Here is a 23,993-nt window from a genome sequence, read left to right as displayed (position 1 = left end):
GAGTGGGGCGTCAAGCCATCGCTCGCCCGGCGGGCGGCGCAACTGGCGCCCGGCATTTCTCCCCAAGACCCAAAGGCATCTTCATGAATATCGTTCTTTTGCACGGCAGCTGGCATGGCGCCTGGTGTTGGCACAAAGTGGTCCCGCTGCTGCAGGCCCGGGGGCACCAGGTGCATGTGCCTGACCTGCCCGCCCATGGCCGCCACTGGCGGGTGGCGCGGGGGCGCACCACGCTCTCGGCCATGGCGGCGCATGTGTGCCGGGTGCTCGATGCGCTGGACGGCCCGGCGCTCATCGTGGCGCACAGCCGGGGCGGCATTGTGGCGTCCACAGTGGCCGAGCAGCGGCACCACAAGCTGGTGGGTGTGACCTACCTGGCCGCTTACATGCTGCGCCATGGCGAGCGGGTGACCGACTTCTTCCGCCAGGACAAGGCCTCGCTGGTGGCGCGCCACATCCATGTCAGCCGCAGCACCTTGACCGACCACCTGGCGCCCGAGGCCTACCGCCCCGCGCTTTACGCCGACTGCTCGGACGCCGACGTGGCGCTGGCCCAGGCGCTGCTCACGCCCGAGCCCTCGTTGCCCGCACTCACCCGGCTTGCGCTGACGGCGCCGCGCTACGGCAGCGTGCCCCGGCACTACATCGAGCTGACGCAGGACCGGGCCGTGACCATCGAGCTGCAGCGCAAGATGATCGCGGCCTCGCCTTGCGCCACGGTGTCATCCATCGAGGCGAGCCACTCTGCGTATTTCTCGCAACCCCAGCGGCTGGCGGACACCGTGCACCAGATTGCCGGTTTCCGCTGACGGGTCCGGGATGAGCGCGGCGGCCGGAGGGCTATCGCCCACGCGACGCCGCCGGGGCGCGGGTGCGCCGCACAATGCGACCCCCAACGGCGCATGCGCCGGCCTCGCCCAGAAAGACCCCCATGCTGAATTTCGACTTCCACAACCCCACCCACATCGCCTTCGGCCAGGGCCGCATTGCCGACCTGGACAAGCTCGTGCCTGCCGCAGCCAAGGTGCTGATCCTGGTGGGCGGCGCCAGCGCCGAGAAGACCGGCACCTTGGCCGAGGTGCGCGCCGCGCTGGGCGAGCGCCAGCACGCCACCTTCAGCGGCATCGAGCCCAACCCGAGCTACGAGACCTCCATGAAGGCGGTGGCGCAGATCCGCGAAGGCGGGTTTGACTTCCTGCTGGCCGTGGGTGGTGGCTCGGTGATCGATGCCGTCAAGTTCATCGCCGCCGCCGTGCGCTTCGAGGGCGATGACCCCTGGGCGATCCTCGAAAAACATGGCCGCAACGTGAAGGGCGCCCTGCCGTTTGGCGCCGTGCTCACGCTGCCCGCCACGGGTTCTGAAATGAACAACGGCGGCGTCATCACCCACCGCGCCAAGGGCGCCAAGCTGGCCTTTGGCAGCGTGCACACCTACCCGGTGTTTTCGGTGCTCGACCCCACCAAGACCTACACCCTGCCGCCCCAGCAGCTGGCCAATGGCGTGGTCGATGCCTTCGTGCACACGGTGGAGCAGTACCTGACCTACCCGGTCAATGCGCCCGTGCAGGACCGTTTTGCCGAAGGCATTCTGCAGACGCTGATTGAGATCGGCCCGCGCTTGCTGACCGCCCCGGAGCCCGTGTACGAAGACCGCGCCAACCTGATGTGGGCCGCCACCATGGCGCTCAACGGCCTGATCGGCGCGGGCGTGCCGCAGGACTGGGCCACACACATGATCGGCCACGAGCTGACCGCGCTGCACGGCATCGACCACGCGCGCACGCTGGCCATCGTGCTGCCCGCGCTGCTGAACGAGCGCCGGGTGGCCAAGCGCGCCAAGCTGCTGCAGTACGGCGAGCGCGTGTGGGGCATCACCACCGGCACCGACGACGAGCGCATTACCGCCGCCATCGAGCGCACGCGCGAATTCTTTGAAAGCATGGGCATCGCCACGCGCCTGTCGGGCTACGGCCTGGGCGGCGACACCGTGGGCGCCGTGGTGGCGCAGCTCGAAGCGCATGGCATGGTGACCCTGGGCGAACAGCGCGAGATCACGCCCGCCGTGAGCCGCCGCATCCTCGAAGCCGCGCTGTAAGCCGCCGCCGAGCGGGAGAGCGGGCAAACGCTCGCGCCTCCCGTGGTGCATTTCGCGCCGCACAGCGGCGTTTCGTCGCAGGGCGCTGGAGCCCGCTGCGGGTGCTGCCTACAGTGCCGTCAAGCCGCCACCCCGGGCGGCATTTGACGAAAGGCGCACCGTGATCTTCATCCTCATCCTGGCCCTCCGCTCCGCGTGGCGCAACGCCCGTGCTCCGCTGCTGGCAGCTCTCATGGCACTTCTGGCCTGGGCAAGCCCCGCATCGGCGCAGTACGCGGGCCTGCGCACCCTGGTCGTCCCTGGCTCAGAGCCCGTGACCGTGGCGTTGTACTACCCCACGCCCGCCGTGGCTCGCACCCTGCCCATGGGCCCCTGGCGGCCCGTGGTCACGCCGGGCGCCCCGGTGGCGGCCGAGCCCCTCAAGGGCCTGATCCTTATCTCGCACGGCACGGGCGGACATGAGCTGGGCCACCACAACCTGGCCACGCGCCTGACTGCCGACGGCTATCTGGTGGCCGCGCTGCGCCACCCGGGCGACAACTGGGAGGACCGGTCGATGATCACCTCAGGCCGCTACTTCAGCGAGCGCCCCCGCCAGGTGAGCCGCGTGCTGGATGCGCTGCTGGCCAGCCCCGAATGGGGCCCCCGCATTCCGGCCGGACGCATTGGCGCCGTGGGGCATTCGGCAGGCGGCTACACCGTGCTGGCCCTGGCCGGTGCGCAGGCCGAACCGGCCCGTGCGGCACAGCACTGCCGCAGCGTGTCGGACGACCCCGGCTTTTGCAGCCTGGGCAAGCTGCCCGCCCGTGGCCAGACCGCCCAGACTACCAAGGAGGCACCTGCGGCAGCCACCGCGGCATCCACACAGGCCGGCGCCCCCGCGCTCGATGGTCCGCTGGTCTCGGTGGCAGACCCCCGCATCCGCGCCGTGGTGGCCATGGCGCCCATGGCGGTGGTGTTCACGCCCGACAGCCTGAAGGCCATCAGCGTGCCCGTGCGACTGATGGTGGCCGAGCGCGATGCCGTGCTCACGGGTAAATACCACGGCGGCTATGTGGCGGCGAATTTGCCGTCTGCACAGGCCAACACCGTGCCGGGTGCAGGCCACTTCGCCTTCATGGCCCAGTCTGTCTGGCCGCTGGCGTCTGAGGCGGGAGACGCCGCAGCCAACCCCGAAGGCTTTGACCGCGTGGCTTACCACGCCACGCTGGAGAGCGAGGTGGCGGAGTTCCTGGCCAGGCAGCTGCGCTGAGATGCTGGGGGGCTTACAGCGCGGTAGTACCGTCCTGTAAGCCAATGCCGCAAACCTGCCTGCATCGCGGGACAACGGGACCGATGGCTGATACGGTGGTGGTTTGGTTTTCCGAACAACCCCCACAACGAAAGCGACCTCCATGGCACACATCCTCATGGTTCTGACGTCCCACGACCAACTGGGCGACACCGGCAAAAAGACGGGCTTCTGGCTGGAAGAGTTTGCGGCACCGTATTACGTATTTAAGGATGCAGGCGCGCAGATCACCCTCGCATCGCCCCACGGCGGCCAGCCGCCCCTGGATCCCAAAAGCGACGACGAAAACGCCCAGACCGATGCCACGCGCCGCTTCAAGGCCGATGCTTCAGCGAAGCAGCAACTGGCCAGCACCGTGCCCCTGTCCAGCGTAAAGGCCGAGGACTTTGACGCCGTGTTCTACCCCGGCGGCCACGGCCCCCTGTGGGACCTGGCCGAAGACGCGCAGTCCATCGCACTCATCGAAAAGACCTTTGCGGCCGGCAAGCCGCTGGCGCTGGTGTGCCACGCACCCGGCGTGTTGCGCCACACCAAGGCGCCTGATGGGACGCCCCTGGTCAAGGGAAAAAAGGTCACGGGATTTACCAACACCGAAGAAGACGCCGTGCAGTTGACCCAGATCGTGCCGTTCCTGGTGGAGGACATGCTCAAGGCCAACGGCGGGGTGTATTCCAAAGGTTCTGACTGGGCGCCCTATGTGCAGACCGATGGCACGCTGATCACTGGGCAGAATCCCGCATCGTCCGAGCAGGGCGCCCATGCCTTGCTCCTGCTGTTGGGGTGATGGACCGAGCAGGAACCCCGCACACCGGCGGAGCCTGCGCAGAACGTGTGTCTGCGCAGGTTGAGGGTGAAATGGTTGCAGGCGCTAGTGAATATTGTGCAAGCACCTATCGAATAAGTAGCAAAATGACCTTGCCGCGCTGCGGTCAGTCCGTGGCGGTGGCGCGGGGCAAGGTATTCATGTTGGCACCGGCGGTGCCTGCGGTCTCCATCTGCACCAAGCATTCATCAAACGTGGCCATTTGCCCGATGTCGGTAATAGTTTGGCTGGTCGCCTCGTTGAAGTTGCGCTTTTGAGGTTGAACCAACAGGCTAAAGGATTCTCGCAGGGCCGTTTCATAATCATCAGTAGGCCGCTACGAGACCCACTTTGCCTGACTACCGCATTACTCCCTACCAGACTCAGTATCTTGCTTGGGTGCTATCCCGGCAGATTGGGCGTGACTCCCTGGACCTCCTGGCCTCCACCCTGGTCGATGCGCGGGTCGATCTCAACCCCCATCAGGTCGAGGCGGCCCTCTTTGCATTCCGCAGCCCGCTATCCCAGGGCGCCATCCTGGCGGAAGAGGTGGGCCTGGGCAACACTGTTGAGGCGAGCTTGGTGGGCGTGCAAGAAGACTGCCCGCTGGTGGCAGGCGTTACCGACACAGGCCAGCCCCTGCACGAAGAAGACGTACACAAACTGCTCCGCCTGCCCGCCCAGGTGCTGGAGGCTAGCCTGTTCATGGAGCCCCCAGCCGCGTTGGCCGAAGACGTGGAGCGGCTGGAGCGCGCACAGATTCTGGCCGTCAACACCCGCAACCTGGGCTACTTCGATGCCGAAGTGCAAAAGCTCGATGCTTGGGCCGACGACCTGAAGGTGGGCCTGGAAAACGAAGTCAAAGAGCTGGACCGTGAGATCAAAGACGTGCGCCGCACCGCCACTGTGGCCGCTACGCTGGAAGAAAAACTGCACTGGCAAAAACGCCAGCGCGAGCTGGAGGACAAACGCAACCAGCTGCGGCGCAGGATTTTTGATCGGCAGGATGAAATTGATGCGCAGCGCAGCAGCCTGATTGCCGCTGTGGAAGAACGCCTGTCAGTGCACGCCAGCGTCCGTAAGATATTTGCCATCCAGTGGGCGCTGGCGTAGGCCCGTCCACAAAGAACCATGAGATTTTGATGATGGCGAAACAAGTTACTAACCCCAACCAGCTCTCCAGGCTGGTTTTGAACGGCTACAAGTCGATTGCCGAGTGCGATCTGGCCTTGGGGCCTATCAATGTACTGATCGGGGCCAACGGCGCAGGCAAGTCCAACTTCATCGGGTTTTTCAAACTCATTGGGCGCATTCTGGACCAGCAGCTCCAAGTGTTTGTGGGTGACGCGGGGGGGCCTGATGCGATGTTGCACTTTGGTCGCAAGACCACCGAGGTGCTGAGTGCAGAGCTGTACTTCGGCAACAACGGCTATCGCTTCCAGCTCAAACCCACCCAAGACAACCGCATGATGTTTGCCCATGAGGCGCTGTGGTGGAACGTGCGCGGTGAATGGCATCCTGAAGGTGGCCACTTCGAAACGCGCTTCAAGGAACGACAACACCACGGGCTGATATGGAGCCACACTGTCCCCGCCATGCGCAGTTGGCGCGTGTATCACTTCCATGACACGAGCACCAGCGCCATGGTCAAGCAAGTGCATGGCGTCGGCGACTACCAGTATCTGCGCGAAGACGCCCGCAACTTGGCGGCCTTCCTCCAGCATCTAAAGGACCAGCACAACAGCCACTACCAGCGCATCGTCAAGTCCATCCAGATGGTGGCGCCGTTTTTTGGCGATTTTCTCTTTCGCCCCTATGCGAGCAACCCCGAAAAAATCCAGCTCGAATGGACCGAGGCCGGGCAGGACGTACCGTTTACCGCCAGCGCCCTGTCCGACGGCACACTGCGCTTTATCTGCCTGGCCACCGTGCTGCTGCAGCCCGAAGCGTTCATGCCCGCCACCATCCTGATTGACGAGCCCGAACTGGGCCTGCACCCCTTTGCCATCACCATGCTCGGGGCGATGATGAAGTCCACCGCGCAGCAGCACCAGATCATCGTCTCCACCCAGTCAGTGGAGCTGGTCAACGAGTTTGATGCCGAAGATTTGATCGTGGTGGACAAAAAAGGTGGTGCATCCACCTTCTCCCGGCCCAGCGCCGAATCGCTGGGCGAATGGCTGCAGGATTACACCCTGGGCGAGCTGTGGAAGAAAAACATCCTGGGCGGAAGGCCGCAGCGATGAGCCGCCTCTATGTGGTTGTGGAAGGCCAGACCGAAGAGGCCTTCGTGCGTGAATTGCTGGTGCCGCATTACGCCCGCCTGGGCCGGTATCTCACCCCCATCATCGTCAGTACCAGCCCCGGCTACAAAGGCGGTGTGGTGAGTTACGCCAAGGTCAAGCCGCAAATCGTGCGGCTGTGCAGGCAAGACGCAGAAGCCTGGGTTACGACCCTGTTCGACCTGTATGCGCTGCCGACCGACTTTCCGGGCAAGGCGGCACCCGCATACCCCGCCCAGGCCAGCGGCAGCACCAAGGCGCAATACCTGGAGGCGCAGCTTCTGCAAGACATCGCCGAGCCCAACTTTCTGCCCAACCTGCTGGTGCACGAGTACGAGGCGCTGCTATTGACCCAGCCTGCACAATTTGAGCAATGGACGAGCAATGCCAAAGTGCCCGCCACCCTGGCCCAGGCCGTGGCACAAGCAGGCTCGCCCGAGGATGTGAACGACAGCCCGCATACTGCCCCTTCCAAACGCATCCTGGCGGTGATGCCTGAATACCAGAAAACCTTTCACGGCCCGCTGATCGCCTGCGACATTGGGCTGGACGCCCTGCGCCAGGCCTGCCCGCATTTCCATGCCTGGCTGCTGGCCGTGGAGGCCCTTCCCTGACCCCCCCCTATGGCACGCCAAAAACCAGAAGTCACCTGGATCGGCAAAGACCAACGCCCCCGGCTGGAGCCGCGCATTTTGCTGGAGGACCCGGCCCGCAGCCACCCGCAGCTTCTGGCAAAACAACACGCGATGCGTGTTGTTTTGGATGCGCAGCAGATTCAACACGCAGTGCGTGGCGAAACTCCTCTGGGCCGTGATGTGCGGCCGGGCGTGCTCAACCCCAGCTTGTCATGGACGCATTGCCGCACTCTGTTGAAAGAGGCGAGCCAAGCCCTGGAAGTACATGCTGGTGTCCCATGAGCAGGTCACAGAAGACAAGACACTGAACGACTTTTTGCGTTTTGAGGGGGTGTGCGGCTGAGTCCGTCGGGATGGTGGACGGCGTGGTTCTGAGGAAAATGGCTGCTAGCGCTTGTAGATAAAGCGCAAGCAGCTATTGTTTTAGTAGCGGTATCTGCCGGTTTAACGGTGATGGATATCAGGTTGTGACTTCTGCAGCCGCAGCCTCAGGTGTGTTGCACGCCTCCACCTCCACCAAACAGTCATAAAACGTGGGCGCACGCCCCAGGTCCGTCAGCGCCTGGCTGGTCACCTCGTTCACGTTGGTTCCATTGAGCCCCAACTTGCGCCACCAGATGCCCAGGCCATTCACAACCCCGGGCCGTGCGCGGCGCGACACGGTGGCGTGGCACAGGTAGCTGCCCCGGTCGTTGAACACGCGCACCACGGCGTCGTTGGCAATGCCACGTGCTTCGGCATCGTCGGGGTGGATCTCCAGCACCGGGCGGCCTTCGATGTTGCGCAGGCTCTGCACATTCACGAAGGTGGAGTTCAAGAAGTTGCGCGCGGGCGGGGAGATCATGGCCAGCGGGTAGCGGGCGTCCGTGCCCTGCAGCTCGTAGTTGGGCAGGTGGTCGGGCAGGCCGTCCAGGCCCTGGGCGGCCAGGCGGGCGCTGTAGAACTCGCACTTTCCAGAGGGTGATGGGAAGTTGCCTTCGGCGAACGGCGCATCGGGCAGCGCCAGCGTGGCAAAGCCTTGGCTTTCGAGCAGTGCGTAGTCCACTGCGTCGCCAAACGCCTGGCGGCACAGGGCCTCGTCGCTCTCGGCAAAACAGGGCTCGGCAAAGCCCATGCGCGTCGCCAGGTCGCGGAAGATCTGGGCGTTGCTGCGGGCCTCGCCCAGCGGCGCAATAGCGGGGCGGTTGAGCAGCACGTCGGTGTGGCCGTAGGAGAGGTGTACGTCCCAGTTTTCCAATTGCGTGGTGGCGGGCAGGATGTAGTCGGCGTAGTCGGCGGTATCGGTCTGAAAGTGCTCCAGCACCACCGTGAATAGATCTTCGCGTGCAAAGCCTTGCACCACCTTGCCCGAGTCGGGGGCCACGGCCACGGGATTGCTGTTGTAGACCACGACGGCCTCCACCTTCGGGCCGAACGCGGGCGAGGCCTCGCGCAGCAGGTCGTCGCCGATGGTGGACATGTTGATGGTGCGCGGTGTCCTGGCGGGCATCAGGTCAGGACGCTGCAACACGGCGCGCTGCGCCGGAAACTGCCCCGAGCTGGACAGCAGCACGCCGCCCGCGCGGTGGCGCCAGGCGCCCGTGAGCGCAGGCAGGCAGGCCACGGCGCGCACCGCATTGCCGCCTCCACGCACGCGCTGCATGCCGTAGTTCAGGCGGATGGCGGCGGGCTTCGTCGTGCCGTAGTCCTTGGCCAGCTGGCGGATCTGTTCCGCCGGAATACCGCACACCTCGGCCGCGCGCTCGGGCGGCCATTGCAGGGCGCGCTCGCGCAATGGCTCCCAGCCCAGCGTGTGGCGCTCGATGTAGTCGTGGTCCAGCCAGTCGTTCACGATCAGCTCGTGCATCAGCGCCAGGGCCAGCGCGGCGTCGGTGCCGGGGCGCAGGGCGATGTGCTCGTGGCATTTGTCGGCCGTCTCGCTCTTGCGGGGGTCAATGCACACCAGCTTGGCGCCATTGCGCTTGGCCTGCTGTGCGTAGCGCCAGAAGTGCAGGTTGCTGCCGATGGAGTTGCTGCCCCAGATCAGGATGAGCTGCGACTCGGCAAAAAACTCCACCTTCATGCCCACCTTGCCGCCCAGGGTCTGCACCAGGGCCTCGGCCCCGGCCGATGCGCAGATGGTGCGGTCCAGCTGCGAGGCACCCAGCTTGTGGAAGAAGCGGCGGTCCATGCTCTCGCCCTGCACCATGCCCATGGTGCCCGCGTAGCTGTAGGGCAGGATGGCTTCGGGCGCACGTGCGGCGATGGACTGCAGGCGCTGGGCGATGTCGGCCAGAGCCTCATCCCAGGTCACAGGCACGAACTGGCCGGCCCCCTTGGCGCCCGTGCGCTTGAGCGGCGTGAGCACGCGCTCGGGGTGGTAGCTGCGCTCGGTGTACTTGCTCACCTTGGCGCACAGCACGCCGTCGGTGTGTGGGTGCGCGGGGTTGCCCTGTACGCGGGTGGCCACGCCGTTCTCTACGGTCGTCAACAGGGCGCAGGTGTCCGGGCAGTCGTGGGGGCAGGCGCCGCGCACCTGAGTCGGTACAGATAGAGGGGGATTTGCAGCAGAAGACGTGGGCATTTGGTAGGTTGATCGTTAAACTGGCAATCAGGGTTGGAACGGTTGTGCATATCTAGCCACCCTTCCAAGGAGGCTGCCTACCGGCAGCGCAGAGGGATCGCCCTCGATTCACAAGAGCAGAGATTTCACCATGAACCAACCGGTATTGGGTCGTAGACAGTTTTCCGTGGGCCTGGGCGCTGCAGCGCTGGGGGGCTTCCAGCTGGCACACGCGCAAAGTGAAGGCCGGATTGTGCTGGGCCAGTCTGCTGCCTTCACGGGCCCCGCCGCGCAGCTGGGCGTGCAGTTCAACCTGGGTGCCAAGCTCTTTTTCGACCAGCTCAATGCGCAGGGTGGCGTGGGCAAGCGCACGGTGGAAATCCGCACGATGGACGATGGCTACGAGCCCGACCGCTGCGCCGAGAACACCAAGAAGCTCATTGCCGAAGACGTGTTCGCCCTGTTTGGTTACATCGGCACGCCCACCAGCCTGGCGGCGATGCCCATCTTCACCAAGGAAAAAGTGCCATTCTTTGGCCCCTTCACGGGGGCCGAGGCGCTGCGCCAGCCGTTCAACCGGCTGATCTTCCATGTGCGCGCCTCGTACTACGACGAAACCGCACTCATCGTGCGCCAGCTCACCAACCTGGGCCTCAAGAAGATTGCGGTGTTCTACCAGAACGACGCCTACGGCAAGGCGGGACTTGATGGCGTGACAAAGGCGCTGACCGAACTCAAGCTCGCGCCTGTGGCCACTGCCACGGTGGAGCGCAATTCCACCGACGTGAAAGCGGCTGTGGACAAGCTGGTGCCGGCCAAGCCGGATGCCGTGGTGCAGATCACTGCCTATGCCTCGGCCGCATCCTTTGTGCGCGCAGCGCGCAAGGCGGGCTTTGGCGGCACGTTCTACAACGTGTCTTTCGTGGGCACGCAGGCGCTGGCCGACGAGCTGGGCAAGGATGGCGCCGGTGTGGTGGTGTCGCAGGTCGTACCTTCGCCCTATCAGCCGTCGCGCCAGATTACCCGCGAGTTTCTGGAAGCCATCAAGAAGGGCGGCGACAAGGTGCAGGCCAACTACTCCAGCATGGAGGGTTTTCTGGCCGCCCGCATCTTCACTGAAGGCCTGCGCCAGGCCCAGGGCAGCGGAAGGCCCACCCGCGAGAGCCTGATCACCGGCATTGAGTCGCTGGGCAGCCAGGTGATTTCGGGCTTTCCGGTCACCTACAGCGCTACGAGCCATGCGGCATCGAAGTTTGTCGAGATGTCCATGCTGACGGGCGACGGCCGTGTGAGGACCTGACTGCAGCGCCGCAGGCCCCGGCGGAGGGCTCTGCGGCATCTATCTGCAAGGCGATCAGCCCAGTGTGCGTGTGCGCACCAGTCCTTGCATGAAGGCCTCGCAGCGCGCCAGCTGCTCCAGGCTCACGTATTCGTCGGGCTGGTGGGCCTGCTGGATGCTGCCGGGGCCACACACCACGGTGGAGATGCCCGCGTTCTTGAACAGGCCCGCCTCGGTGCCAAAGGCCACCAGCGTGGTGTTCTTTTCGCCGCTCAGCTCCTGCGCCAGGCGTGTCACCGGGTCATCCTTGCTGCCCAGAAAACTCGGAATCTCGCAGATGGTCTCGAATTCAAAGCCTGCTGCGGGCGCCACCTTCTTCATCGCAGGCTCCAGCGACTTGGCATAGGCCACCACCTCGGACTGCATCTGCGCCGCATTGGCCGTGGGCAGGTCGCGGAACTCGTAGCGGAACTCGGCGTCGCGCGGCACCACGTTGTCGGCAATGCCGCCGTGGAACTGGCCCACGCTGGTGGTCGAAAACGGCACGTCGAAGCCCTCAAAGCGGGGCTCATTCTTTTCAAAGTCTTCCGCCATGTCGCGCACCCGGCCCACCACGCGGGCGGCCATCTCGATGGCGTTGACCGAATGCGGCGTGAGGGAGGAATGCGCCTCCTTGCCGCGCACGCAGCACTTGTAGCGGTACACGCCCTTGTGTGCGATGGCGGGCACCATGCTGGTGGGCTCGCCCACGATGCAGGCCAGGGGCTTGATGTTGGCATCGCGCAGGTCGGCGATGAGCTCTTTTACGCCAAAGCAGCCGATCTCTTCCTCATAACTGAAGGCCAGGTGGATGGCGAAGGGCGCGTCGCTGTTCAGGAATTGCTCGGCGTGCGAGACCGCAATGCCAATGAAGGCCTTCATGTCGGCACTGCCGCGCCCGTACAGATTGCCGTCCTTGACCAGAGCGCTCAGTGGGTCCATGGTCCAGTCCTGCCCGTCCCACGGCACCGTGTCGGTGTGGCCCGAGAGGATCACGCCAGCGGGTTTGCCCTCGCCCAGCGTGGCGAACAGATTGGCCTTGGTCTTGTCGTCGTTGAAGGTCAGTCGGCTTTTCACGCCCAGCTTGGCCAGGTGGTCGCGGATGAAATGGATCAGTTCCAGGTTGGAGTGGTGGCTGACGGTGTTCATGCGCACCAGGGTTTGCGCAAGTTCGAGGGCGTGGGGGGAGAGTGTCATGTTGCAGTGCAAATAAACCCGGGGTGGCGCAAGGGGCGGCCAGCGGGCTAGACTGTGAGATCGTAAGGACACATATCATGAACGTTATTGACTCCATCGTCACCCAGGCGGCCAGTATTGCAGCGGTGCGCCGGGACATTCACGCCCACCCCGAGCTGTGCTTTGAAGAGGTGCGCACCGCCGACGTGGTGGCCCAAAAGCTCACCGAATGGGGCATTCCCATCCACCGGGGGCTGGGCAAGACGGGCGTGGTGGGCATCGTCAAGGGGCGCGACGGTGGCGCCAGTGGCCGGGCGATTGGCCTGCGCGCCGACATGGACGCCCTGCCCATGCAGGAGTTCAACACCTTCGCCCACGCCAGCAAACACCAGGGCAAGATGCACGCCTGCGGCCACGACGGCCACGTGGCCATGCTGCTGGCGGCGGCCCAGCACTTTGCCAGGCACCGCAACTTTGACGGCACTGTGTACCTGATCTTTCAGCCCGCCGAAGAAGGCGGCGGCGGCGCCCGCGTGATGATCGAAGACGGCCTGTTCGAGCAGTTCCCCATGCAGGCCGTGTACGGCATGCACAACTGGCCCGGCATGCCCGTGGGCACTTTTGCCGTCAGCCCCGGCCCGGTCATGGCATCGACCAGCGAATTCAAGATCACCCTGCGCGGCAAAGGCGGCCATGCGGCCCTGCCGCACACAGGCATCGACCCGGTGCCGATCGCCTGCGGCATGGTGCAGACCTTCCAGACCATCATCAGCCGCAACAAGAAGCCGGTGGACGCGGGCGTGATCTCGGTCACCATGATCCATGCGGGCGAGGCCACCAATGTGGTGCCCGACAGCGTCGAACTGCAGGGCACGGTGCGCACCTTCACCGTGGAAGTGCTGGACCTGATCGAAAAGCGCATGCGCCAGATTGCCGAGCACACCTGCGCCGCACACGACGCCACCTGCGAGTTCGAGTTTGTGCGCAACTACCCGCCCACCATCAACTCGCCCGCCGAGGCCGAGTTTGCTCGCAAGGTCATGACCACCATCGTGGGTGAAGAGCGTGTGCTGGCGCAAGAGCCCACCATGGGCGCCGAAGACTTCGCCTACATGCTGCAGGCCAAGCCCGGCGCGTACTGCTTCATCGCCAACGGTGACGGCACGCACCGCGAAATGGGCCATGGCGGCGGCCCCTGCATGTTGCACAACCCCAGCTACGACTTCAATGACGACCTGATCCCGCTGGGGGCGACCTACTGGGTCAAGCTGGCTGAAGAGTGGCTGGCTCAGCCCACCAGCGTGGCCTGAAGCGCCGTTGAACTACCTTTACCCCGGGCGCACGCAGCGCGCGTGCCCGGGTTTTCTTTTTCCTCCCACACTGACTCCTGAAAGCCCCGCCCATGACCGGAATCGTTGAAGCCTTCTCGCCCAGCTACGCGCAGGCGCGAAAGAAGTTTCTGGAGGCCGCCGCAACAGCCGGCCTGCCCATCGAATCGCACGCCCATCCGCTCAAGGGCCGCGACGGCGAGGACCTGGCCATGGACGTGGTGCGTGACGGCCCGGCGGACGCGAAGAAGCTGCTCATCGTGAGCAGCGCCTGCCATGGCGTCGAAGGCTATTGCGGCAGCGGCGTGCAGGTGTTTGCGCTGCACGACGCCGAGTGGCGGGCCAAGGCGCGCGATGCCGGTGTGGCCACGCTCTACATCCATGCGCTGAACCCGTATGGCTTCTCGCATGTGCGCCGCTTCACGCACGAGAACGTGGACCTGAACCGCAACTTCCAGGACTTCAGCAAGCCCCTGCCCGTGAACACCGCCTACCGCGAGGTGCAGCCCCTGCTGCTGCCCGAGCAGTGGCCGCCCGGCCCCGAGAACCTGGCCGCCGTGCAGCAGTACATCGCCACCAAGGGCGAGGCCGCGTGGCAGGCGGCCATCTCGCAGGGCCAGCACGAGTTTCCACAGGGCGTGTTCTTTGGTGGCACCGAGCCCACCTGGAGCAACCGCACGCTGCGCCAGGTGCTGCGCCAGCACGGCGCCAGCGCTTCGAACATCGCCTGGATTGACCTGCACACCGGCCTGGGCCCCAGCGGCCATGGCGAGCGCATCTACGCAGGCAATGATGACGATGTGGCCGTGGCCCGTGCGCGCGCCTGGTGGGGCGGCGGTGGCGCCACGCCGGTCACGTCCATCTACGACGGCTCGTCCACCTCGGCCTTCCTCACCGGCCTCATGTGGACCTCGATCTACGACGAATGCCCGCATGCAGAGTACACCGGCATCGCCATGGAGTACGGCACGGTGCCCGTGCTCGACGTGATGAACGCCATCCGTGCCGAGCAGTGGCTCAACCTGCACCCCGACACGCCCGCCGACAAGGCCGCCCAGATCAAGGCACAAATGCTGGCGGCCTTCTACACCGACACCGATGCCTGGAAGGGGCAGATCATCAGCCAGGCGCGGCAGTCGATGTTCCAGGCGGTGGAGGGGCTGGTTTCTTGAATACTTGGTGAAAAATGCACCTGGCGCTTATCCAGCAAGCGCAAGTAGCTATAAAAAATATAGTATTTCAGGTCCATGGGGCCTGGTTTTTACGAGGGAGCCGCTGGCGCATGGCGGCTACCATCGTTCCCAAAAACCAGGAGACCCCATGGCGCCACGCCCCCGCACACCCCCCATCCCGCACGCAGCAGAACACGCTGGCCCATGAGGCCGCCCAGCGTGGCACACGTGGCAGCGCAAGCGCAGCAAGCAGATCCCCTGCGCGCGCTCAGCCGCAGCCTGCTCCAGCTGGCTGAACAGGCCCAGCACGCGCCGCCGCAGGACCTGCTGCACCAGGCGCTGCAGACGCTGCGCGGGCTGGTGCCTTTTGATTCGGCGTGGTGGGGCGAGGTGTCGGCAGGCGAGTCTGGCGCAGGGGGCGGCGCGCAGGATGTGCAGGCCGCGCCGCGCAACTGGCTGCACGGCAGCATCGGCCTGGCCCGGGGCTTTGCCGACGAGTGGAACGCCCTGGCCGCTGCGGACGATTTTGCGCAGCATTCCATGCGACACCTGGGCGAGGTGATCCGCGAGCGCGACCTGGTCGGCGCGCCACCCGAAGACCCGCAGGTGATGGCCTTCGCAGAGCGGCATGGCCTGTACCACTGCATGGCCCTCACGGCCGAGCTGCCGCACAGCGGGCTGCTGTTTTTTGTCTCGGTCTACCGGACGCCCAAATGCAGTGAATTCACCGACGCCGAAACCGTGCTGTTTGGCGAGTTTGTGCTGCACCTGCTGCAGCACTGGCACTACCGGCTGCAGCGGTTGCAAAGCGATTCTCCACGCCGCCCGTGGGACAGCTTTGCGCTGGCACAGCCCACGGGCGAGCTGCTGTTTGCGGGCCTGCGCATCAGCCAGGCCTTGCGCGCGGCCTACCCGGAGTGGGCGGGCACCCGCCTGCCACCGGCCGTGGTGCAGGCGCTGCCCGGCGCGCCCTGCAACCTGGCGCTGGGCAAGGCCTGCCGCCTGCGGCTGGAGCGGTGCGGCCCGCTGGTGGCGCTCAGCATCGCATCGCGCCAGCACAAGCAGGCGCTGGCCCCGCGTGAGCTGAGCGTGGCCATGCTCTACGCCCAGGGGCAGTCGCACAAAGACATTGCGGCCACGCTAGGCCTCACGCCCGCCACGGTGCGAACTTACCTGCGCACTGCCTACGCAGCGCTGGGTGTGCGCAACAAGCTGGAACTGGTGGCGGCGCTGCGCAACGCGTAGGGCGGTGGCCCGCCGCTGTGCGGGCTCGGTAGTTTCCCGCTCCCTCTGCATTTGCAGAGGCCGCAGCGGCAGCTTCTTTTTCTATCGTCCGCACCGGAGTCCCAGAGACTGCGGTGGCGCTGCCGCCGCAAGCTGGGCTCCTGAGAAAAACACACCACAGGAGACTTTCCGCATGTTCCCGAACCCCACCCGCGCCGCCGTGGCGCAACCCCGTCGCATCGCACTCGCGGCACCCTTGGGCCGATGGCCCGCGCGTGCGCTGAGCGGCCTGGGCGCCGCAGCCACCCTGGCGCTGACGGCCTGCGGCGGTGGCAGCGATGCCCCTGCGCCGCTGGCCAGCAAGCCCCTGGCAGAAGCTTGCGCTGCCTACACGTCAACCACCTTGCCCCATGGCGCCAAGCTCACGCGCACCGAGCTGCGCAAGGCCGAGGGCACGTTGCCCGACGTGTGCATCGTGCGCGGGCAGATCGTGTCCTCGCCCGACTCCACCATCAACTGGGCGGTGGAACTGCCCACGCTGGCGCAATGGAACAGCAAGACGCTGACCATCGGCGGTGGCGGCTTCGACGGATTTATCCCCACCGACGATCCGTGGTACCAGCAGCTGGTGGGCCCATCGGCCAATCCGTATGTGAAGATCAGCTCCGACTCCGGCCACCAGATCCAGGGTTTTGCCTGGGGCAAGAGCGATGTGGCGCTGCGCAACCATGCGTTCGACGCCAACCATTTTGTGCTGGAGGTGGGCACCGCCATCGCCACCGAGTTCTATGGCAAGCGTCCCGTGCGGCGCTACCACATGGGCCATTCCAACGGCGGGCGCTCAGGTCTGATCTCCACGCAGAAGTACCCCAAGGACTACGACGGCGTGGTGGCCATGGAGCCCGCCATCGCCCAGCAGGCGCACCAGGTCAACCTGGGCCCCACGGTGCTGCGCCACATCTTCAAGAGCCGCGAGAACTGGATGAGCCCCGCCAAGATCGCGCTCTACGCCAAGGCCGAGACGGCCGCGTGCGACGGGCTGGACGGTCTGAAGGACGGCATCATCGGCAACGTCGAGGCCTGCAACTACGTGCCCACCGAGCTGCTGTGCCAGGGCGCGGACAGCGACAGCTGCCTCACGGCCGGTCAGATCGAATCCATCCGCCTCATCTACAGCGACCACAAGACGCCCGTGACCCTGTCGCGCGGCGCAGTGGGCTACCCGCGCTTTGGCCGGGGCGGCGCGTCCACGTCCGATTGGCAGTCGTACATGTTCGGCACCAGCTTCGATGCCCCCGATTCGTTCAACCACATGGCCGTGACGGCGGCTGCGCGCCTGGTGGAGGGCAACCCCAACGCCAACATCCTGAGCCACGACCCCACGCAGTACCAGGCGCAGTACAGCCGCCTGGCCGAGATGATCGACGGCACCGACCCGGACATTGCTGCCTTTGCCGACAACGGCGGCAAGCTGCTGATCTGGTACGGCGCGGGCGACACCTGCGTGTCGATGTACCGCACGGTGGAGTACCTCGACACGGTGAAGCAGCGCCTGGGCGCCAGCAAGGTGCAGAGCTTCGCGCGCATGGTCACCTCGCCTTCCAACGGGCACGACTTGGACGGCGTGGGCACCGAGCCCCGCTCCATCGACCTGCTGGCCGCCATGGACGCATGGGTGGAAAAGGGCACGGCGCCCGACAAACTGGTGGCCACGAAGTTCGCGCCCGGCACCACCACCCCCGTGGCCCAGCGCCCGGTGTGCGAGTACCCGAAGTTCCCGCGCTACAACGGCACGGGTGACCCGGCCAAGGCCGAGAGCTTCACCTGCTCGGCGACCTGAGCGCGGTGGGTGGAGCAAGGGCACGCCCTGCCCGGGCGTGCCCTTTGACCACGGCATGGGGCCTTTGCGGTTTCACAGCCCCAAGTCGCTCAACCCCGGATGGTCGTCCGGCCGGCGCCCCAGGGGCCAGAAGAATAGCCGGTCTGCGGCCTGGATGGGCCGGTCGTTGATGCTCGCGTGGCGCACGGCCATCAGGCCCGCATCGTTGAACTCCCAGTTCTCGTTGCCATAGCTGCGGTACCACTGGCCTGCGTCGTCATGCCATTCGTAGGCGAACCGCACGGCGATGCGGTGGCCGCTGAACGCCCAGAGCTCTTTGATGAGGCGGTAGTCCAGCTCGCGCGCCCACTTGCGCTCCAGCAGCTGCCGGGCGGCCTCGCGGCCCACGGGAAACTCAGCCCGGTTGCGCCAGCGGGTGTCCTCGGTGTAAGCCAGGGCCACACGCGCCGGGTCGCGCGAGTTCCAGCCGTCTTCGGCCAGGCGCACTTTCTGGATGGCGGTTTGCAGGGAGAAGGGCGGAAGAGGCGGGCGGGTTTCCATGGGCAGCACCTTGGGGTTGTGGGTCAAGAGGGTTGAGGATGTAGACAAGTCTGTCTACATCGCATCATAACGAAATGTAGACAGACTTGTCTACAATGCCCACATGATTCCCCTGCCGCCTTCCGACTGGAAAGACCTGCCTGCCCGCGACCGCCTGCTGCAGACCGCGCACGCGCTGTTTTACCGCGACGGTATCCGTGCCACGGGCATCGACCGAGTGATCGCCGAGTCGGGGGTCACCAAGGTCACGTTCTACCGGCATTTCCCCAGCAAAAACGATCTCATCTGCGCCTATCTTGAATACCGCCATGCAGGCTGGATTGCATGGTTTGCTGCGGCCCTGGAGCGCCATGGGAATGCAAAGCGTGGTGGTGCGTCCGGCCTGAATGCGCTGTTGGCCACGCTGGCCGAATGGTTTGGCCGCGGCGACTTCCGGGGCTGCGCTTTCATCAACAGCGTGGGCGAGCTGGGCGGCACGGTGCCGGAGGTGATGGAGATTGCACAGCGCCACAAGCATGAGATGACGGACCTTCTGGCCACCCTGCTGCCCCCTGGCGCACAGAGGGTGCGCGACGCGCAGGCCGTGACGTTGGTGGTGGAGGGCGCCATCGTGCGTGTGCAGATGGGCGAGCCTGTCAAGGCGGTGCTGGGCAGCGTGGAGCGCCTGCTGGCGGGCCTTGCCCCCTAGTGTCCCGGTGCCGCGCATCACCTCACGCGTACTGCGCCAGGCCGTGGCCGAAGGACCAGTTCTCCTTAGCCACCTCGACAATGTTGATGAACACGTCCTCGGGCCGCAGGCCTGGGCTCTCACCCAGCAGCTGCGCGGTGCGCGAAAACAGCGCCTTTTTCTGCTCCAGGCCGCGCGTGTTGTTGGCGGTGATCTGGATGAACACCACGTCGTCGCTGCGGGCCACGCCCAGGTACGTGGGGCTGTAGCGGAAGTTGGCGGCGTCGTGCTCGGTGATGGTCATGAACTGGTCGTCCTCGGGCACGTTGAAGGTCTCGCGCAAGGCGCGGTACAGCGTGTCAAAGATCGCCTGCCGGTAGGCCGCAGGCTTGCCGGCGCGCATGGCAATGTGGATGAGGGGCATCGCAAGATCCTTTCTGAACAAGATGCTGGCGAAATCCTATCCATATGAATATGCTATGGATATCTATTTCAGAAATATCAAATTCAAATGGTTGAGCGATCCCTGGATCTGGATGCCGTCGAAGCCTTTGTGCGCATTGCCGAGCTGGGCAGCTTCACGCGCGCAGCCGAAGCCATGGGCACGGCGCAGGGCGCGATAAGCCTGAAGCTCAAGCGGCTTGAGGACCGGCTGGGCTGCCGCCTCATCGAGCGCACGCCGCGCCACGTGCAGCTGTCGGCCCGGGGCGCGGCATTTCTGGAGCATGCGCGTGAACTGCTGGCCGCGCACGATCGCGCCCTTGCCACGTTCGCCCAGGCCCGCCAGCGCCTGACCATCGGCATCAGCGACCATGTGGCCGGGCCGGAGCTGCCCGCGCTGATCGCCCGCATGAACCAGCAAGACCCACAGCTGCTCATCGAGATCCGCATCGGCTCGTCGGGCGACCTGCTGCAAAGCTACGACCGGCGTGAGCTGGATGTCGTGCTGGCCCGCATGCACGTGGGCCGCAGCGATGGCGAGCTGCTGGCCGAAGAGCCCTTCGGCTGGTTCGCCGCCCCCGGCTGGCAGCACCGTGCGGGCGAGCCCTTGCCCCTGGCCACGCTGGCCGAGCCCTGCGGTGTGCGGGCGATGGCGGGGCAGGCGCTGGACGCTGCGGGCATCGCCTGGGCCGAGGTGTTTGTGGGTGGAGGCGTTGCTGCCGTGGCGGCGGCCGTGATGGCCGGGTTGGGTGTGGCGGCGCTGGCACCGCGCATGCTGCCGCTGGGGGCGGTGGATGTGGGTGCCCGCCTGGGGCTGCCTGCGCTGCCGCGCCTGCCGGTGCTGCTGCACACACGCACCCAAGACGGCCGTCCGCGCGATGCGCTGACAGCGTTGTCGGCGGCCTTTCGCAGCGCGGTGCGGGGATAGCTCACAAGCCTGTACCCTTGTTGATGGACCGGCCTTTCACTCCAGCCTGGCGCCTTGCGATGCGCCGTGCCGCGTGTCGCGGTCGTACTGCTTCTCGCGCTCCGCGTGTTCGCGCAGCAGGCGGTGGCCCAGCGTGTTGGCCTGGCGCTCCAGCGCCGCGCAGTCGGGGGCAGCAGGCAGTGCGGCAATGCCCTCGTCAATGGCCTGCGCCGCATCGCGCCCGAACTGGACATGGCCCTGTTCGTGGCGGGACAAGGCGCTCAGGTACCGGTCGAACACCGCCTGCTGGGCGGGTGTGGCGCTGTGCAGTTCGGGCAATTGCACCTGGGTGCGCAGCCGGGTGGTGACCTCGGTGATGGTGCAGCGGCCCGATGCCTCGCGCCACCAGCGAAAGGTCCAGCGCACCTTCCAGCGGGTGTAGCCGTGAAAGCGCTGGCCGTCGACGGTGATGGGCGTGGCAGCGTTCAGCGCTTTCCGCAGGGTCTCGCCGGGCTGGGCGCGCACGGGGTAGGGCTGCTGGATATGTTCTTCCGTGACGGCGGCATGGGCGGCGCCCGCGCAGACCAGGGCCACCAGCACCCCGGCAAGGTCCACCAAGCGCGCCCTCAGCACCACCGAGGCTCCCCGGTTCACTCGCCCCAGGGCAGCATCAGCGTGAGCAGCGACAGCTGGTCAAACTCGGGCGCAAACGCGTCGATGATCTGCTGTGGCTCGGGGCAGAGCGTGGTGTCGGTGATCACGCCAAACTGCACACCGCCACCGTAGCTCAGGATGGAGACACCGAGGCCGATGTCGCCCGACTGCGGCACCCAAAACATGCACTGGGTGACGCGTGAGCCGCACAGTGTCAGCTGCTCCTTGGGCCCAGGCACATTGGTCATCACGGCCGTGGTCTTGCGGCCGAAAAGATTGAGCAGCGCGTCCTGCGCGGGTTTGATCATCAGTCCTGCCACGGCCAGCATCGCAAACGCCAGGATGGGCTGGGTGCTGCCCTTGAGCGCGTTCATGCGCTTGCGCACCTCGTATACGCGCTCGACGGGGTTGGCCACGCCAATCGGCAGCACCAGCGGCACCAGCCCAAAGCGGTTGCCCAGCTTCCACGCCTCTTCCATGGGGCGCAGGTTGACCGGGATCATGGCGCGGATCTCCTGCCCCGTGGGGTCGTCGCCCTGGCTGCGCAGGTAGCCGCCGATGGCGCCCGCCACGCACGACAGCAGCACATCGTTGATGGAGCAGTTGAGCGCCTTGCCGATGGCCTTGACTTCTTCCAGCGGGATGGGCGGGCACCAAGCCACGCGCTTGGCACTGCCGGGCTGGCCCTTCAGGCGCGTGGGGGAGTCGTCGGGCATCAGCGCCAGGGCAGCGGCATCGCTCACCAACTGGTAGGCCACGCGTGCCATGTCCATGGTGCCAGCCAGCCCATGGTGCATGGTCTTCTCGGGGTCGCTCAGCATCTTGAACGACTTGGCTGCGCCGTCACCGGCCAGATCCAGCGCCTTCACCGTCATGTCCGTAAAGGGCTTGATGAGCGCGTCCGCAATCCAGTCCTCGGCCGTGGCGGCCTGCTCGCGCTCTTTGCGGGTGCGCTTGGGCGGTTCGGCGCCGCCGTCCACGATGGACATGGTCACCGAGATCAGCGCAATGCCGTCCGCAATGCAGTGGTGGATGCGCACGATGAGCGCGCTGCCGGGCTGGCCGTCGTCACCCACAAAATCTTCGATCAGGTGCATTTGCCACAGCGGCCGCCGGGTATCGAGCGGCTGCATGGCGAGTTCACCCACACGGTCTTGCAGGGCGCGCTGCATGCTGTGGCCTTGTCGGTGGGGCAGCTTCTCGCGCAGCACATGCGCGGCGATGTCGAAGTTGCGGTCCTCCACCCAGGTGGCTCCCGCTGCATCTTCCACCACGCGCTGGCGAAAGCGCGGGTACTGCAGCAGGCGCTGCTGAACGCGCTCACACAGGGCGTCCCAGGTGATGCCGGGCGACAAGGTCCACACGCCGTTGATCATCATCAGGTTGCTGTGCGAATCCATGCGCAGCCAGGCGGTGTCGACCTTGGTCATGCGTTCGCCCGACAGGCCCAGCATGCCGGTGGCAGCGCGGCGCACGTTCTTCTGCACCACGGTGGCGGCCTTGCGGGCGGCTGGGGGCAGGGCCTGGGCGGCCTTGCGCGCCACCTCGGGGGCCTGGTTGCGCATCGTGCGCAGGGGGCTGGAGCCTTTGCCCGGAGTGGCTTTGCTGGGGGCTGGAATGCGGGTCACCATCGGATGTACACCTGTTGTTTGATTTTTGGGGACTTGCCTCTATGGATTGAGCGGTCCCAGACTGTGCTCAGCCCGTAAGATACAACGCAGCAAACCCTTGCCGACACCGTTCTTTCCCTCCCCCAAAGATCTCAAGGAGCACACCGACATGGCCGACCTCAACGCCACCTTCGAAGCCGCCGTGGCCAATTCCAAGAACCTGAGCGAGCGTCCCGACAACGCCACGCTGCTCAAGATCTACGCGCTGTACAAGCAAGCCACCGCCGGCGACAACACCGAGAAGAAGCCCAGCTTCTCCGACATGGTGGGCCGTGCCAAGTGGGACGCCTGGGAAAAGCTCAAGGGCACGGGTGCCGACGAGGCCAAGCAACAGTATGTGGACCTGATCACCTCGCTGAGCTGATACGGCGGTACCCCAAAGCAAAAGGCGACTTCGGTCGCCTTTTGCTTTGGGGGCAAAGGTGCCTAACGCTGGACCCACCCCTTGGGCAGTCCCGCTTCCGGCGTCATGCCGTAGACCGGCTCTCCCGGCAGCCCCACCTGCAGCGGCGCGCGTGCTGCCATCAGGCGCTCCAGATCCACCCCCGTGTCAATGCCCATGGCTTCGAACATGAACACCAGGTCTTCCGTCACCACGTTGCCCGACGCGCCCGGCGCATAGGGGCAGCCGCCCAGGCCGCCCAGCGACGCATCAAACGTGCGCACGCCGACGTCGTAGGCCGCCAGGCAATTGGCCAGGCCCAGGCCGCGGGTGTTGTGCATGTGGGCCGCCCCGGCCTTGGCGCCCAGCTCGGCGCGCAGGCGCATGAAGAGGCGGCGCACCTGAGCCGGGTTGGCCATGCCGGTGGTGTCCGACAGGCCCACCTCGTCGGCCCCGGCCTCTGCGCACAGGCTCGCGAGCCAGATCACGTCGTCCTCGGGCACCTCGCCCTGCAGGGTGCAACCAAAGGCGGTGGACAACCCCACCTCCACCAGCATGCCGGGGGCCTGCGCGTCGCGCAGGTGGGCCACGGCGCGCACCTCCTCGACCATGGCCTCGCGCGTCTTGCGCACATTGGCCAGCGAATGGGCGGCGCTGGCCGACACCGGCAGTGTGACCTTGTGCACACCTGCCGCGAGGGCCGCCTCGGCGCCACGCAGGTTGGGGGCCAGCGCCATCACAGTGATGCCAGGGCGGGTCAGCGCGTGGCGCACCACCTCGGCCACATCGGCCATCTGGGGCAGCAGGCGGGCAGGCACGAACGAGCCCACTTCAATCTCGCGCAGCCCGGCGGCCACCAGGGCGTCGATCCAGCGCAGCTTGTCGGCCGTGGGCATGGTGGCTTTGACGGACTGCAGGCCATCGCGCGGGCCGACTTCACTGATGAGGACTTGGGGTTGCGTCATGGTGCGGAATGTTGTCGGACGTGGGTGGAATGTGCCGGATGCGGGAGGATAGCGCGCCCATG

The 23,993-nt window shown here is 65.9% G+C and carries 24 protein-coding genes; 16 read left to right on the top strand and 8 right to left on the bottom strand.

The genetic code is table 11. From position 1 onward, the window contains the following. The first annotated feature begins 83 nt into the window (after positions 1 to 83). The 4 genes from NFX52_RS07535 (at position 84) to NFX52_RS07520 (ending at position 4,170) form a co-directional block, all read left to right on the top strand. Positions 84 to 809 carry an alpha/beta fold hydrolase gene (locus tag NFX52_RS07535; protein ID WP_082437373.1) on the top strand — a complete coding sequence of 242 codons (726 nt, stop codon included), beginning with the start codon at positions 84 to 86 and terminating at the stop codon, positions 807 to 809. Between the two features lie 122 nt (positions 810 to 931). Further along, on the top strand, positions 932 to 2,095 hold the full coding sequence (locus NFX52_RS07530) for an iron-containing alcohol dehydrogenase (protein ID WP_055396950.1): 1,164 nt from the start codon (positions 932 to 934) through the stop codon (positions 2,093 to 2,095). A gap of 160 nt (positions 2,096 to 2,255) precedes the next feature. After that, complete coding sequence (locus NFX52_RS07525; RefSeq protein ID WP_252635594.1) at positions 2,256 to 3,347, top strand: alpha/beta hydrolase family protein; 1,092 nt, start codon at positions 2,256 to 2,258, stop codon at positions 3,345 to 3,347. A 142-nt stretch (positions 3,348 to 3,489) separates the two neighbouring features. Further along, positions 3,490 to 4,170: a type 1 glutamine amidotransferase domain-containing protein gene (locus NFX52_RS07520; protein ID WP_055396952.1), complete on the top strand. Its 681-nt coding sequence runs from the start codon at positions 3,490 to 3,492 to the stop codon at positions 4,168 to 4,170. A gap of 145 nt (positions 4,171 to 4,315) precedes the next feature. Here NFX52_RS07520 and NFX52_RS07515 read toward each other — a convergent pair whose 3' ends face one another. Beyond that, positions 4,316 to 4,477 (bottom strand): hypothetical protein, encoded by a 162-nt coding sequence (locus NFX52_RS07515; protein ID WP_156358678.1) that lies wholly within the window; start codon positions 4,475 to 4,477, stop codon positions 4,316 to 4,318. A gap of 62 nt (positions 4,478 to 4,539) precedes the next feature. On the opposite strand from NFX52_RS07515, the gene NFX52_RS07510 reads away from it, so the two are divergent. From NFX52_RS07510 to NFX52_RS07495, 4 genes are read left to right on the top strand one after another with little or no spacing between them, the layout of a single operon-like run. Next, a complete protein-coding gene (locus tag NFX52_RS07510) occupies positions 4,540 to 5,301 on the top strand; it encodes an OmpH/Skp family outer membrane protein (protein WP_156358679.1) in 762 nt (253 codons plus the stop codon). A gap of 32 nt (positions 5,302 to 5,333) precedes the next feature. Then, entirely contained in the window at positions 5,334 to 6,434 is a 1,101-nt protein-coding gene (locus NFX52_RS07505) for an AAA family ATPase (RefSeq protein WP_055397004.1), read from the top strand. After that, positions 6,431 to 7,084, top strand: coding sequence for a DUF4276 family protein (locus NFX52_RS07500; RefSeq protein WP_055396956.1), 654 nt, complete (start codon positions 6,431 to 6,433; stop codon positions 7,082 to 7,084). Before NFX52_RS07505 ends, NFX52_RS07500 begins: the two co-directional genes overlap by 4 nt. 9 nt (positions 7,085 to 7,093) lie before the next feature. Further along, on the top strand, positions 7,094 to 7,387 hold the full coding sequence (locus NFX52_RS07495) for a hypothetical protein (RefSeq protein WP_055396958.1): 294 nt from the start codon (positions 7,094 to 7,096) through the stop codon (positions 7,385 to 7,387). Positions 7,388 to 7,565: 178 nt separating this feature from the next. Here NFX52_RS07495 and NFX52_RS07490 read toward each other — a convergent pair whose 3' ends face one another. Beyond that, entirely contained in the window at positions 7,566 to 9,668 is a 2,103-nt protein-coding gene (locus tag NFX52_RS07490) for a molybdopterin-containing oxidoreductase family protein (RefSeq protein ID WP_055396960.1), read from the bottom strand. Between the two features lie 130 nt (positions 9,669 to 9,798). Between NFX52_RS07490 and NFX52_RS07485 the strand changes: the two genes are divergently transcribed. Continuing rightward, the gene (locus NFX52_RS07485; RefSeq protein WP_055396962.1) at positions 9,799 to 10,947 is read left to right on the top strand and encodes an ABC transporter substrate-binding protein; all 1,149 of its coding nucleotides are present in this window, start codon (positions 9,799 to 9,801) and stop codon (positions 10,945 to 10,947) included. Positions 10,948 to 11,001: 54 nt separating this feature from the next. Here NFX52_RS07485 and argE read toward each other — a convergent pair whose 3' ends face one another. Further along, positions 11,002 to 12,162, bottom strand: a complete 1,161-nt coding sequence (gene argE, locus NFX52_RS07480; protein ID WP_055396963.1) for an acetylornithine deacetylase — start codon at positions 12,160 to 12,162, stop codon at positions 11,002 to 11,004. 77 nt (positions 12,163 to 12,239) lie between these two features. On the opposite strand from argE, the gene NFX52_RS07475 reads away from it, so the two are divergent. The 4 genes from NFX52_RS07475 to NFX52_RS07460 all read left to right on the top strand — a co-directional run bounded on the left by NFX52_RS07475 (position 12,240) and on the right by NFX52_RS07460 (position 17,705). Next, the gene (locus tag NFX52_RS07475; RefSeq protein WP_055396965.1) at positions 12,240 to 13,451 is read left to right on the top strand and encodes a M20 aminoacylase family protein; all 1,212 of its coding nucleotides are present in this window, start codon (positions 12,240 to 12,242) and stop codon (positions 13,449 to 13,451) included. Between the two features lie 92 nt (positions 13,452 to 13,543). Then, complete coding sequence (locus NFX52_RS07470; protein WP_055396967.1) at positions 13,544 to 14,641, top strand: M14 family metallopeptidase; 1,098 nt, start codon at positions 13,544 to 13,546, stop codon at positions 14,639 to 14,641. A 204-nt stretch (positions 14,642 to 14,845) separates the two neighbouring features. Continuing rightward, positions 14,846 to 15,886, top strand: coding sequence for a helix-turn-helix transcriptional regulator (locus NFX52_RS07465; protein ID WP_055396969.1), 1,041 nt, complete (start codon positions 14,846 to 14,848; stop codon positions 15,884 to 15,886). A 172-nt stretch (positions 15,887 to 16,058) separates the two neighbouring features. Further along, positions 16,059 to 17,705, top strand: a complete 1,647-nt coding sequence (locus NFX52_RS07460; RefSeq protein ID WP_207401934.1) for a tannase/feruloyl esterase family alpha/beta hydrolase — start codon at positions 16,059 to 16,061, stop codon at positions 17,703 to 17,705. Positions 17,706 to 17,777: 72 nt separating this feature from the next. Here the strand turns inward: NFX52_RS07460 and NFX52_RS07455 are convergent, their stop codons facing one another. Beyond that, positions 17,778 to 18,245 carry a nuclear transport factor 2 family protein gene (locus tag NFX52_RS07455; protein WP_055397008.1) on the bottom strand — a complete coding sequence of 156 codons (468 nt, stop codon included), beginning with the start codon at positions 18,243 to 18,245 and terminating at the stop codon, positions 17,778 to 17,780. 103 nt (positions 18,246 to 18,348) lie between these two features. Between NFX52_RS07455 and NFX52_RS07450 the strand changes: the two genes are divergently transcribed. After that, complete coding sequence (locus NFX52_RS07450; RefSeq protein WP_055396971.1) at positions 18,349 to 18,933, top strand: TetR/AcrR family transcriptional regulator; 585 nt, start codon at positions 18,349 to 18,351, stop codon at positions 18,931 to 18,933. A gap of 22 nt (positions 18,934 to 18,955) precedes the next feature. On the opposite strand, the gene NFX52_RS07445 is transcribed toward NFX52_RS07450, so the two are convergent. Beyond that, complete coding sequence (locus NFX52_RS07445) at positions 18,956 to 19,336, bottom strand: tautomerase family protein (protein WP_055396973.1); 381 nt, start codon at positions 19,334 to 19,336, stop codon at positions 18,956 to 18,958. Positions 19,337 to 19,423: 87 nt separating this feature from the next. Here NFX52_RS07445 and NFX52_RS07440 point away from each other — a divergent pair, with 87 nt between their 5' ends. Beyond that, a complete protein-coding gene (locus NFX52_RS07440; protein WP_055396975.1) occupies positions 19,424 to 20,281 on the top strand; it encodes a LysR family transcriptional regulator in 858 nt (285 codons plus the stop codon). 36 nt (positions 20,282 to 20,317) lie between these two features. Here NFX52_RS07440 and NFX52_RS07435 read toward each other — a convergent pair whose 3' ends face one another. Beyond that, positions 20,318 to 20,914: a DUF922 domain-containing Zn-dependent protease gene (locus tag NFX52_RS07435; protein WP_238385551.1), complete on the bottom strand. Its 597-nt coding sequence runs from the start codon at positions 20,912 to 20,914 to the stop codon at positions 20,318 to 20,320. Continuing rightward, positions 20,911 to 22,545, bottom strand: coding sequence for a wax ester/triacylglycerol synthase family O-acyltransferase (locus NFX52_RS07430; RefSeq protein ID WP_055396977.1), 1,635 nt, complete (start codon positions 22,543 to 22,545; stop codon positions 20,911 to 20,913). The genes NFX52_RS07435 and NFX52_RS07430 overlap by 4 nt, the downstream gene beginning before the upstream one ends. Before the next feature lie 148 nt (positions 22,546 to 22,693). On the opposite strand from NFX52_RS07430, the gene NFX52_RS07425 reads away from it, so the two are divergent. Then, positions 22,694 to 22,948, top strand: a complete 255-nt coding sequence (locus tag NFX52_RS07425; RefSeq protein WP_055397012.1) for an acyl-CoA-binding protein — start codon at positions 22,694 to 22,696, stop codon at positions 22,946 to 22,948. 62 nt (positions 22,949 to 23,010) lie between these two features. On the opposite strand, the gene NFX52_RS07420 is transcribed toward NFX52_RS07425, so the two are convergent. Beyond that, a complete protein-coding gene (locus NFX52_RS07420; RefSeq protein ID WP_055396979.1) occupies positions 23,011 to 23,931 on the bottom strand; it encodes a hydroxymethylglutaryl-CoA lyase in 921 nt (306 codons plus the stop codon). Positions 23,932 to 23,993 lie beyond the last annotated feature (62 nt).

The sequence above is a fragment of the Acidovorax facilis genome (assembly GCF_023913775.1).
Classification (GTDB): Bacteria; Pseudomonadota; Gammaproteobacteria; order Burkholderiales; family Burkholderiaceae_C; genus Acidovorax; species Acidovorax facilis.
This window is presented reverse-complemented; position numbering and strand designations above follow the sequence as displayed.